Genomic DNA, 11660 nt, shown 5'->3' on the forward strand with positions numbered 1-11660 from the left:
AGTTGCCCCTGTTGTGAAAGACGCCACATGTGGCGCGTTCCGTTCCGTGGTTGGCCGGTCACGCCTTGTTGAGTGTTGAAAAACCGGAGCTACAGTCGAGCGCGGATCCAGCTTGGCGCCAGGCAAATCCCTCACGCGAAGAAGCCAGCCAGGAGGTTCCCCCAGCATGCCTCTGCGCCATCTGAGCCCACGCGACCAGCATCTCTTCTTCGAGTACGGCGTCGGCCCGGCCGTCCCCGTCCCGGACCCGTTCCTGCACAGAGCCGTCGAACGCCAGGCCGCGGCTACTCCCCGAGCCGTCGCCGCGGAACACCTCGGCGCCCGGATCACGTACGGCGAACTCGACCGCCACGCCGACGCCGTCGCCGCCCGTCTGACCCGCGAGGGCGTGCGCCCCGGCGACCATGTCGGCCTCTTCGTCCGCCGCTCCCTGCCGATGGTCGTCGGCCTCCTCGGCATCCTGAAGGCGGGCGCCGCCTATGTCCCGCAGGACGTCGGCCTCGCCCCCGCACCCCAGCTCGCCCATGTGATCCGCGCCGCCCGCACCCGGGTCGTGATCACCGTCGCGGAGCACGCCCACCGCGTCCCGCTCCCTGCCGGCCACCGGCTGATCGGCCTCGACGAGCCACTGCCGTACATCCCGGGGCCCCGCGCCCCGGAGCCCCGCCGGAACGTCCCCGTCGCCCCCGACGACGGCTGCTACGTCCTCTTCACCTCCGGCACCACCGGCCGCCCCAACGGTGTGAAGGTCACCCACCGCAACGTCGCCAACATCTTGCTCACCGCCCCCGGCGACCTCGGCATCCGCCCCGGCGACCGGGTCGCCCAGCTGCTCAACATCGCCTTCGACATGGCCGCGTGGGAGATCCTCGGCTGTCTCGCCCACGGCGGCACCCTGATCATCCGCGGCAAGGACATCGCGGCGGCGGCCCGCACCGCCGACGTCGTCATCGCCACCCCGACTGTCCTGTCCGGCCTCGACCCGGCCGCCTGCCCGCGCGTCCGCACGGTCGCCGTGGCGGGGGAGCCCTGCCCGCGCCCGCTCGCCGACCGTTGGGCGAGCCGGGCCACCTTCTTCAACTGCTGCGGCCCGACCGAGACGACCATCGTCAACACGATGAGCCGCCACGACCCGGCCTCCCCGCTCCTCACCATCGGCCGCCCCACCCCCAACAACACGGTCTACGTCCTCGACGCCGACCGCCGCCCCCTCCCCGTCGGAGAGGTCGGCGAGATGTGGGCGGGCGGCGACTGCGTCTCGGCCGGCTATCTGGGCAACGCCGCCCTGAACGCCGAGCGTTACGCCCCCGACCCCGTCCTGGGCGGCGGCCGCAGGATGTTCCGCACCCGTGACCTCGGCCGCTGGACCCCCGACGGTGAGCTGGAACACCTCGGCCGCACCGACGACCAGGTCAAGGTGCGCGGCTTCCGTGTCGAACTCGACTCCGTCTCCTCGGTGCTGGAGTCGGTCGACGGCTGCGTCCGCGCGGTCACCCTGAAACGGGACGCCCGCACCCTGGTCGCTTTCGTGACCCCGGCGGACGTCGACCCCGACCGGGCCCGGCGCGCGGTGGCGGACGCGCTGCCGTACTACTGCGTTCCCGAGCGCGTCATGCCCCTGGCGCACTTACCGGAGACCGACCGCGGCAAGATCGACAAGCCGGCGCTGCTGAGGCTGGCGGAGCAGCGCACGGCGGTGGCCCGATGACGACGTCCCTGGAACGCCGCTCGGTCGGCCTGCCCCCGCTCACCTCACGTCTGCGCCGCCTGCTCAAGCATCCGTGCCTGATGCACTACAACCGCCTGTGGGCGTTGGTACTCACCGCCAACGGGATCTTTCTGTGGGTGAGTTGGACCCCGTCCACCCGCACGATGGGCCACGCGGCGCTCGCCGACCTGGCCCTCGCGGTCCTCGTCCGCCAGCAGTACGTCGTCAACCTCCTCTTCAGGCTGGCTACTCGGGCCCCGACGAGCTGGCCGCTGAAGGTCCGCTGGACGCTGGGCAAGGTGTACCACTTCGGCGGCCTGCACGTGGGCGGCGCACTGGCGGGCACGGCGTGGTTCCTGGCGGCGACGGTCACCACGCACAACGCCCTTCAGGCGACGGTGGGGTGGACCCTGCTGACCCTCTTGGCCGTGATCATCGCCACCGCGCTGCCTCCCTTCCGCTCCCGCCGGCACGACCACTTCGAGAAGATCCACCGCTTCGGCGGCTGGACCGCCCTCGCCCTCTTCTGGACGCACACCCTCCTGTCGTCCCCCGGCCCCGTCGAGGTGTCCGTCCTGGCGGTCGTCACCTTCAGCGTCGCCCTGCCCTGGCTGCGGTTGCGCAAGGTCGCCGTACGCCTCGAACGCCCGTCCCCGCACGTAGTGCTGGCCCGCTTCGACCACGGCGAGACCCCTTTCGCGGGCTCCTCCACGACGATCAGCCGGAGCCCCCTCAAGGAGTGGCACTCCTTCGCGAACGTCCCGGCACCCGGGGAGCCCGGCTTCCGCCTGACGATCTCCCGGGCGGGCGACTGGACGGGCGCCTTCATCGACGACCTGCCGGAACGGGTCTGGGTCAAGGGCATCACCACGGCCGGAGTCGCCAACATCGAGACCCTGTTCACCAAGGTCGTCTATGTCGCGACCGGCAGCGGCATCGGCCCCTGTCTGCCCCATCTGCTGGCCGCCCAGGTCCCCTCCCGCCTGGTCTGGGCGACCCGCGACCCCCGCACCACCTACGGCGACGCCCTCGTCGACGAGATCCTCGCCGTCCAGCCCCACGCCCTCGTCTGGGACACCTCCCGCCACGGCAAACCCGACATGGTCCGCCTCGCCTACGAGGCCTACCGCGACTTCGGGGCCGAGGCGGTGATCTGCATCTCCAACAAGAAGCTGACCTGGCAGGTCGTGCACGGCCTGGAAGAGCGGGGGATCCCGGCGTACGGCGCGATCTGGGACTCGTAGAAGCCTCGTAGAAGCCTCGTAGAAGGGAATCCGCATGAACAACCTGAAGGTCGAGCGCGACGGCGCCGTGGTGACCGTACGCCTGCACCGCCCGCACGTCCGCAACGCGCTGAGCGGCGAGCTGCTCGCCGAACTCCTCTCCGTCCTCCGCCCGTTGGACGCGGACCCCGAGGTCGGCTGTGTGGTCGTCACCGGCTCGGAGCGGTACTTCGCGGCCGGCGCCGACATCAGGGAGATGGCCCCGATGACGGCCGTCGACATGGCGGCGGAGGACTACTTCGCGGCCTGGGAGGACTTCGCCGACCTGCGCACTCCGAAGGTCGCCGCCGTCAACGGCCATGCCCTGGGCGGTGGTTGCGAGCTGGTGATGATGTGCGACCTGGTGATCGCGGGGGAGTCGGCCGTGTTCGGCCAGCCGGAGATCAAGCTCGGCGTGATCCCGGGTATCGGCGGCACCCAGCGCCTCACCCGTCTGATCGGCCGCGCCAAGGCGATGGACCTGGTCCTCACCGGCCGCACGATGGACGCGAGGGAGGCGGAGAGCGCGGGGCTGGTCTCCCGGGTCGTCCCGGACGACCAGACCCTCCCCGAGGCGCTGGCGGTGGCGGAGACGATCGCCTCCTACGGCCGCACCGCGGTCAGGGCCGCCCGCGAATGCGTCGACCGGTCCCTCGAAACGGGCCTGCGCGACGGCATCCGCTTCGAACGCCGGGTGTTCCACGCCCTGTTCGCGACGCACGACCAGAAGGAGGGCATGACGGCGTTCCTGGAGAAGCGCACGCCCCGCTTCACCGGCCGCTAGCGAGCGCCCTGCTCACCCCCGGTTCCTTAGGTCCGAGGAACCGGGGATCGGGCTCGAAGACCGCGTCCAGGGCGGCCTTGCCGGCGGCGAAGATCTCGCGGGTGCCCCCGTAGTACCAGGTGACGTCGTGCTTGGCGTCCACGCCGACGCCGTACGACGTCACGCCCGCCGCCTCGCACAGCGCGACCGCCCGCCGGATGTGGAAGCCCTGGCTGATCAGCACGGCCTTGTCCACCCCGAAGATCTTCTTGGCCCGGACACACGAGTCCCAGGTGTCGAACCCGGCGTAGTCACTGACGATGCGGGCGTCGGGAACCCCGCGCTTCGTCAGATACGCCCGCATCGCGTCGGGCTCGTCGTAGTCCTCCCGGCTGTTGTCGCCGGTGACGAGGACGACCTCGATACGGTCCTCCCGGTACAGCTTCGCCGCCGCGTCCAGCCGGTGCGCGAGGTACGGCGACGGCTCCCCGTCCCACAGCCCGGCGCCGAACACGACGGCGACCTCGGTGCGCGGCACGTCCGCGGTCGTCCGCAGCCGGTCGCCCGTGACGACGTACATCCAGGTCGCCGGAAGCAGCGCCAGCACGCACCCGGCCATCACGGCCTGCACCAGCCGCCGCTGCCCGGTACGGGTGCGCGGCAGACGGGGTCTGCGCAGTCTCACGGGGTCCCTCCCAGGTCGTCCTTCGACAGTCAGGGACGTTCCGTAAGCCCCCACGGTTCGCCGCCGCCCACGTGACCAGCCTCACGCACGCCGACGAAACCGCAGGTCAGGCCACCTCACACAGCCCTCCCACCCCACCGTGAACCCGCGGAAAATCCCCGTTATCTTCATGCAACGGGACGGCAACCTCCCCCCGCCACCATCGGTCCATGACGGCGTCGAGTAATTCGTTAGCTCCGCGCGACGAGTCCAGAGCAGTCCACTTCGACAGTACGGCGCACCTCATGAACCGGATCAGCAGCCAGCTCGCCAGCCAGCTCAGCCTCGTCTCGCTCGACGGCAGGCGCCGCCCCGAACCGCCCGCGCTCGTCGTCGTGGCCCACGGCAGCCGTGACCCGCGCGCCCTGAGCACCGTGAGCAGCCTCCTCGACAAGGTCCGCGAACAGCGCCCCGGCCTGCCGGTGCACCTGGGCCACATCGAGCTCAACGCCCCGCTGCTGACCGACACCCTCACCGCCCTCGGCGACCGCGAGGCGATCCTCGTCCCCCTCCTGCTGAGCCGCGGCTACCACGTGAAGCGGGACATCCCGGAGATGGCCGCCGAGACGCAGGTACGCGCACGCGTGGCCCCCGCCCTGGGCCCCCACCCCCTCCTGGTGGACGCCCTGCACGCCCGCCTGGTCGAGGCCGGCTGGGAGGAGACCCCGCGCCCCGGCAGCGCGGTGGTCCTGGCGGCGGCGGGCTCACGCGACCCGGAGTCGAAGGTCGACATGGCCCGTATGGCGTCCCTGCTGTCGACCCGCCTCGGTGTCCCCGTGGTCCCGGCCTACGCCACGACAGCGGCCCCCACGGTCCCGGCGGCCATCGAGGCCCTGACGGCCCGGGGCTACGACCGTGTGGCGATCGCCTCGTACTTCACGGCTCCCGGCCGCTTCGCAACGGAGTGCGCAGAGGCGGCACCGTGGATAGCGTCGGCCCCGCTGGGAACACACGAGGCGATGGCCGGCCTGCTGCTGCACAGGTACGACCAGATGATGTCCCTGAGGGGCGCGGGGAACTGCGCGACCAGCCACGAACAACCCGCACTCGCCGTCTGAGCAGAACAAGGAAGACGAACCGGCGAATTGTCAGTCCCTGCCCGTACTGTCGAGTCATGTCGTACGACCTGCCCTCAACAGACCGCTGGGCCCCAGAGCCGGACAAGCGCCCCGGCCGCACCGCCTTCCAACGAGACCGCGCCCGAATCCTCCATTCCGCCGCGCTCCGAAGGCTGGCCGGCAAAACCCAGGTCGTCACCCCAGGCACCCGCAACCAGGCATGGGACGCCAGCCCCAGGACCCGCCTCACGCACTCCCTGGAGTGCGCCCAGGTAGGCCGAGAGCTCGGCGCGGCCCTCGGCTGCGACCCCGACCTGGTCGAAGCCGCCTGCCTCGCCCACGACCTCGGCCACCCCCCGTTCGGTCACAACGGCGAACAGGCGCTCAACGAGTTCGCGGAGGACTGCGGCGGCTTCGAGGGCAACGCGCAATCCCTGCGCCTCCTCACCCGCATCGAGCCCAAGCGCTTCACCGAGGAGGGTTCGGTGGGGCTGAACCTCACCCGCGCCACCCTCGACGCGGCCACCAAATACCCCTGGCCCCGCGGAGCGGGAGCGCACGCGTCGCCCAAGTTCGGCGTCTACGAGGACGACCGCCCCGTCTTCGACTGGGTCCGCAAGGACACCCCCGGCACCCGCACCTGCTTCGAGGCGCAGGTCATGGACTGGTCGGACGACGTGGCGTACTCGGTCCACGACGTGGAGGACGGCCTGCACGCGGGCCACATCGACCCCAACTACCTGCACGCGGAACCCGAGCGGCAGGCCGTCTTCGAGGTGGCCCTCGGCCGGTACGTCCCCGAGGACACCGACCCCGCCGAACTCGCCGCGGCCCTCGACCGGCTCCAGGACCAGCCCTGGTGGCCGCACGGCTACGACGGCACGGCCGTCGCCCAGGCCCGCCTGAAGGACGCCACCAGCCAGCTCATCGGCCGCTTCTGTCTCGCCGCCGAGGGCGCCACGCGCGCGGCGTTCGGCGCCGGCCCGCTCACCCGGTACGCCGCCGAACTCGTCGTACCGCACGAGACACGGCTGGAGTGCGCGGTCCTCAAGGCCGTCGCCGACCGGTACGTCATGCAGCGTGCCGAGCAGGAGCGGCTGCGGGCCGACCAGCGGATCGTGGTCGCGGAACTCGCCGAGGCGCTCACGGTCCGGGCGCCCGACGGGCTCGACCCGCAGTTCCGCGCGCTGTTCGACCAGGCGATCGACGACCGCGTCCGCAAGCGGGTGATCGTCGACCAGATCGCGTCCCTCACGGACGCGTCGGCGCGTTCGCTTCATGCGCGCCTGACAGGGCATATGTGAGACAGATGTGCCATGGGTGAAGCGAAACGCGCCCGAATGTGACCCTCCGTGGCCTGATCGGGCCACTCCCTCTTCCCCCATCACGCTGCGTGCGGGACGCTCCCATGTGGCGGCACCTTACGAGGAGGCATCAAGTGGTCGACGCGGACCAGACATTCGTGATCGTCGGAGGCGGTCTCGCCGGCGCCAAGGCGGCCGAGACGCTCCGAGCGGAGGGCTTCACCGGTCGCGTGATACTGATCTGCGACGAACGCGACCACCCCTATGAGCGCCCGCCCCTCTCCAAGGGCTATCTGCTCGGCAAGGAGGAACGCGACAGCGTCTTCGTGCACGAACCGGCCTGGTACGCGCGCAACGACATCGAGCTGCACCTCGGCCAGACGGTCGACGCGATCGACCGCGCGGCGAAGACGGTCCGTTTCGGCGACGACGGCACGCTCGTCCACTACGACAAGCTGCTTCTGGCCACCGGCGCCGAACCCCGCCGCCTGGACATCCCCGGCACCGACCTCGCGGGCGTCCACCATCTGCGCCGCCTCGCCCACGCGGAACGTCTCAAGGGCGTGCTGGCCGCGCTCGGCCGGGACAACGGCCATCTGGTGATCGCCGGCGCCGGCTGGATCGGCCTGGAGGTCGCGGCGGCGGCCCGTGAGTACGGCGCCGAGGTCACGATCATCGAGCCCTCCGCGACCCCGCTGCACAACGTCCTCGGCCCCGAGCTCGGCGGCCTCTTCGCCGACCTGCACCGGGAGCACGGCGTCCGCTTCCACTTCGGTGCCCAGCTCACCGAGATCGTCGGCCAGGACGGCATGGTGCTGGCCGCCCGCACCGACGACGGCGAGGAACACCCGGCCCACGACGTCCTCGCGGCGATCGGCGCGGCCCCCCGCACCGCCCTCGCGGAGGCGGCGGGACTGGAACTCGCCGACCGGGCGCACGGCGGCGGCGTCGCGGTCGACGAACGGCTGCGCACCTCCGACCCCGACATCCACGCGGCCGGTGACGTCGCCTCCTTCCACCACGCCCTCTTCGACAGCAGGCTGCGCGTGGAGCACTGGGCCAACGCCCTCAACGGCGGCCCCGCCGCGGCCCGCGCGATGCTCGGCCATGACCTCGTCTACGACCGCGTGCCCTACTTCTTCTCCGACCAGTACGACCTGGGGATGGAGTACAGCGGCTGGGCGCCCCCGGGGTCGTACGACGAAGTGGTGATTCGCGGGGACGCCGGAAAGCGTGAGTTCATCGCGTTCTGGGTGAAGGAGGGCCGGGTGCTGGCCGGGATGAACGTGAACGTGTGGGACGTCACGGACCCGATCCAGCAGCTGATCCGCACGAAGACCCAGGTGGACACGGAGGCGCTGGCGGACCCACACGTTCCGCTCGAAAGCCTCGTCTCTTGAGTGTCAGTCCACCCCCGTAGAATCACCGTGTGGCAGGACGGATCAACGACGAGGACGTGAAGGCGGTACGGGACGCGGTCCCGATCGACGCCGTGGTGTCCGAGTACCTCCAGCTGCGCAACGCGGGCGGTGGCAACCTCAAGGGCCTCTGTCCGTTCCATGACGAGAAGTCGCCGTCCTTCCAGGTCAGCCCGAGCAAGGGACTCTTCCACTGCTTCGGCTGCCAGGAGGGCGGCGACACCATCACGTTCGTGATGAAGGTCGACCACCTCACCTTCTCCGAGGCGGTCGAGCGCCTGGCCGGCCAGGCCGGCATCACGCTGCGCTACGAGGAGGGCGGGTACAACCCCTCCCACCAGCGCGGCGAGCGCATCCGCCTGGTCGAGGCCCACAAGATCGCCGCCGACTGGTACATGGAACAGCTCGCCGTCAGCCCGGAGGCCGACACCGGCCGCAAGTTCCTGGCCGAGCGCGGGTTCGACCAGTCCGCCGCCGAGCACTTCTCCGTCGGCTACAGCCCCCAGGGCTGGGACCACCTCACCCGCTTCCTGCGCGGCAAGGGCTTCACCGACAAGGAACTCCTGCTCTCCGGCCTCTCCCAGGAGGGCCGCCGCGGCCCCATCGACCGCTTCCGCGGCCGTCTGATGTGGCCGATCCGCGACATCGGCGGCGAGGTCGTCGGCTTCGGCGCGCGCAAGCTGTACGAGGCGGACAACGGGCCCAAGTACCTCAACACGCCCGACACCGCGATCTACCGGAAGTCCCAGGTCCTCTACGGCATCGACCTCGCCAAGAAGGACATCGCCAAGGCGTCCCGCGCGGTCGTCGTCGAGGGCTACACCGACGTCATGGCCTGCCATCTCGCCGGGGTGACGACCGCCATCGCGACCTGCGGCACCGCCTTCGGCGGCGACCACATCAAGATCCTCCGCCGACTGCTGATGGACAACGGCAGCGCACGGGTCATCTTCACCTTCGACGGCGACGCGGCCGGCCAGAAGGCTGCCCTGCGCGCCTTCGAGGACGACCAGAAGTTCGCCGCCGAGACCTACATCGCCATCGCCCCCGACGGCATGGACCCCTGCGAACTGCGCCTGGCGAAGGGCGACGAGGCGGTCTCGGACCTGGTCGAACCCCGCACCCCGCTCTTCGAGTTCGCGCTCCGCCAGATCGTCGTCCGCTACGACCTCGACACCCCGGCGGGCCGTGCTTCGGCGCTGGACGAGGCCGCCCCGATCGTCGCCCGCATCAAGAACAGCGGCGCCCAGCACGAGGTCGCCGTCCAGCTCGCCGGCATGCTCGGCATCCTCGACACCCAGTTCGTCGTCAAGCGCGTCGCCCAGCTGGCCCGCTGGGCCCGCGACCGCGGTGGCAAGGGCGCCCCCGCCCCGGCCCGCGGCCCGCAGCAGCCGTACGAGGCCACCCAGCGACCGACCGCAGGCGGCCCGGCGCTCCAGCTCCGCAACCCCGTCTACGCCACCGAGCGCGAGCTCCTCAAACTCGCCCTCCAGCGCCCCGAGTTGGTCTCCCCGGCGTTCGACGCCTACGGCATGGACGAGTTCACCGCCGCCCCCTACGCCGCCGTACGCCAGGCGATCATGGAGGCGGGTGGAGTCGAGTACGGCACTCAGGACGCGCAGGACTATCTCGTCCGGGTCCGTGAGGCCGCGCCCGACGACGTGGTCCGCGCGATGGTCACGGAGCTGGCCGTCGAGGCGATCATGCGCAAGACCGTCGACGAGATCTACGCGGGCATCCAGCTGGTGGCGGTCCGCCGCCGGGCCGTGGAGCGCCGCGTCCGCGACATCCAGAGCACCCTCACCCGCCTCGGCACGCACGGAGACCCGGCGGAACTGGCCGCGGTACAGAACGAATTGTGGGTACTCCAGCAGTACGACCAGGCGCTGCGCGAGCACGGAGCCGCAGCTCTCTGAGCGTGTCGGGTCCGCCAGGGTAACCACCCGGTCACGGACCGGACTCAAAAAGTCACCGCACGCCCCTCGTGGCGGCGATGTGTCGTACTCCACACTGGGTTCCGGTGCCTGAGTCCTCGGAGCGTGGCCGATCCGTCCCCAGCGGGTCCCAGACCCCCGCGGTTCCGCTCATCGCGTGCGGGACGGACAGCGGCGAGGCCGCCGACTCCGCCCCCGAAACAGCGCTGCCGCACTCCTATGCAGCGATCATCCTGGAGGTCGCCCCCGTGCAGACCCAGACCCTGACCCAGACCGACAGTACGGACGCCACGGAGCCGGACGCCGAGCCCGACGTTCTTGTCGCGGTCCCCCCGCAGAACCGTGTCGTGCACCACCCCGAGACCGAGCCGGAAGCGCCGCCCGCCGACGCCCTGGAGGCCCCGGAAGCCCCGGAGGCTCCTGAGGTCGCAGAGGCGCCCGAGCCGGTCGAGGCGCCGGAACCGGCCGCCCGCACCCGCGCCGACACCAGCGGCCCGTCCTCCGACCTGTTCCGCCAGTACCTCCGCGAGATCGGCCGCATCCCGCTCCTCACCGCGGCCGAGGAGGTCGAACTCGCCCGGCGCGTCGAGGCGGGCCTGTTCGCCGAGGAGAAGCTCGGCACCCCCGGCCTGGACAGCGGGCTCGCCCTCGACCTGGACCGGCTGGTCGTGATGGGCCGCATGGCCAAGCGCCGCCTCATCGAGGCGAACCTGCGGCTGGTCGTCTCGGTGGCCAAGCGGTACGTCGGCCGCGGTCTGACCATGCTCGACCTGGTCCAGGAGGGAAACCTGGGCCTGATCCGCGCGGTCGAGAAGTTCGACTACGCCCGCGGCTACAAGTTCTCGACGTACGCCACCTGGTGGATCCGCCAGGCCATGTCCCGCGCCCTCGCCGACCAGGCCCGCACCATCCGGGTGCCGGTCCATGTCGTCGAGCTGATCAACCGGGTCGTCCGCGTCCAGCGCCGCATGCTCCAGGAACGCGGCTACGAACCGACGCCGGAGGAGGTGGCCGGCCACCTCGACCTCCCGCCGGAGCGGGTCAGCGAGGTGCTGCGGCTGGCCCAGGAACCGGTGTCCCTGCACGCGCCGGTGGGCGAGGAGGACGACGTCGCGCTGGGCGACCTGATCGAGGACGGCGACGCGACGTCACCGGTGGAGTCGGCCGCGTTCCTGCTGCTGCGGGAGCACCTGGAGGCGGTGCTGTCGACGCTGGGGGAGCGGGAGCGGAAGGTCGTACAGCTGAGGTACGGGCTGGCGGACGGCCGCCCGCGCACGCTGGAGGAGATAGGGCGCATCTTCGGTGTGACGCGGGAGCGGATTCGGCAGATCGAGTCGAAGACCCTCAACAAGCTGCGGGATCACGCTTTTGCGGATCAGCTCAGGGGTTATCTGGACTGATGCCGGGTGCGGGTGGGTGGGGGCTGGTCGCGCCCGCGCGGCGGAGCCGCATATTGACACAGCCCCGCGCCCCTGAGGTGGGACCAGCC

9 protein-coding genes are annotated in these 11660 nt (G+C 71.1%); 8 read left to right on the forward strand and 1 reads right to left on the reverse strand.

Annotated elements, in window-relative coordinates; translation table 11 throughout:
* The first annotated feature begins 166 nt into the window (after positions 1 to 166).
* Genes OG866_RS30050 through OG866_RS30060 form a run of 3 tightly spaced genes read left to right on the forward strand, consistent with a single transcriptional unit; the run spans position 167 to position 3754 of the window.
* Entirely contained in the window at positions 167 to 1708 is a 1542-nt protein-coding gene (locus OG866_RS30050; RefSeq protein WP_329339503.1) for an amino acid adenylation domain-containing protein, read from the forward strand.
* Complete coding sequence (locus tag OG866_RS30055; RefSeq protein WP_329339504.1) at positions 1705 to 2952, forward strand: hypothetical protein; 1248 nt, start codon at positions 1705 to 1707, stop codon at positions 2950 to 2952. Before OG866_RS30050 ends, OG866_RS30055 begins: the two co-directional genes overlap by 4 nt.
* Positions 2953 to 2986: 34 nt before the next feature.
* The gene (locus OG866_RS30060; RefSeq protein WP_329339506.1) at positions 2987 to 3754 is read left to right on the forward strand and encodes an enoyl-CoA hydratase-related protein; all 768 of its coding nucleotides are present in this window, start codon (positions 2987 to 2989) and stop codon (positions 3752 to 3754) included.
* On the opposite strand, the gene OG866_RS30065 is transcribed toward OG866_RS30060, so the two are convergent.
* Positions 3741 to 4418: a SanA/YdcF family protein gene (locus OG866_RS30065; RefSeq protein WP_443063584.1), complete on the reverse strand. Its 678-nt coding sequence runs from the start codon at positions 4416 to 4418 to the stop codon at positions 3741 to 3743. The two genes, OG866_RS30060 and OG866_RS30065, sit on opposite strands and share 14 nt — an antisense overlap.
* A 284-nt stretch (positions 4419 to 4702) precedes the next feature.
* Between OG866_RS30065 and OG866_RS30070 the strand changes: the two genes are divergently transcribed.
* The 5 genes from OG866_RS30070 (at position 4703) to OG866_RS30090 (ending at position 11571) form a co-directional block, all read left to right on the forward strand.
* The gene (locus OG866_RS30070) at positions 4703 to 5515 is read left to right on the forward strand and encodes a sirohydrochlorin chelatase (protein WP_329339507.1); all 813 of its coding nucleotides are present in this window, start codon (positions 4703 to 4705) and stop codon (positions 5513 to 5515) included.
* A 56-nt stretch (positions 5516 to 5571) separates the two neighbouring features.
* Entirely contained in the window at positions 5572 to 6819 is a 1248-nt protein-coding gene (locus OG866_RS30075; RefSeq protein ID WP_329339509.1) for a deoxyguanosinetriphosphate triphosphohydrolase, read from the forward strand.
* Between the two features lie 134 nt (positions 6820 to 6953).
* A complete protein-coding gene (locus tag OG866_RS30080; protein ID WP_329339511.1) occupies positions 6954 to 8219 on the forward strand; it encodes an NAD(P)/FAD-dependent oxidoreductase in 1266 nt (421 codons plus the stop codon).
* Between the two features lie 29 nt (positions 8220 to 8248).
* Positions 8249 to 10153 carry a DNA primase gene (gene dnaG / locus OG866_RS30085; RefSeq protein ID WP_329339513.1) on the forward strand — a complete coding sequence of 635 codons (1905 nt, stop codon included), beginning with the start codon at positions 8249 to 8251 and terminating at the stop codon, positions 10151 to 10153.
* Positions 10154 to 10257: 104 nt separating this feature from the next.
* Positions 10258 to 11571 carry an RNA polymerase sigma factor gene (locus OG866_RS30090; RefSeq protein ID WP_329339515.1) on the forward strand — a complete coding sequence of 438 codons (1314 nt, stop codon included), beginning with the start codon at positions 10258 to 10260 and terminating at the stop codon, positions 11569 to 11571.
* The last annotated feature ends 89 nt before the right edge of the window (positions 11572 to 11660 follow it).

Source organism: Streptomyces sp. NBC_00663 (assembly GCF_036226885.1).
In the GTDB taxonomy this organism is placed as follows: Bacteria; Actinomycetota; Actinomycetes; order Streptomycetales; family Streptomycetaceae; genus Streptomyces.

Coding starts and splice junctions, on each gene's coding strand:
- OG866_RS30050 (WP_329339503.1), top strand. CDS start 167: ATGCCTCTGCGCCATCTGAGCCCACGCGACCAGCATCTCTTCTTCGAG.
- OG866_RS30055 (WP_329339504.1), top strand. CDS start 1,705: ATGACGACGTCCCTGGAACGCCGCTCGGTCGGCCTGCCCCCGCTCACC.
- OG866_RS30060 (WP_329339506.1), top strand. CDS start 2,987: ATGAACAACCTGAAGGTCGAGCGCGACGGCGCCGTGGTGACCGTACGC.
- OG866_RS30070 (WP_329339507.1), top strand. CDS start 4,703: ATGAACCGGATCAGCAGCCAGCTCGCCAGCCAGCTCAGCCTCGTCTCG.
- OG866_RS30075 (WP_329339509.1), top strand. CDS start 5,572: ATGTCGTACGACCTGCCCTCAACAGACCGCTGGGCCCCAGAGCCGGAC.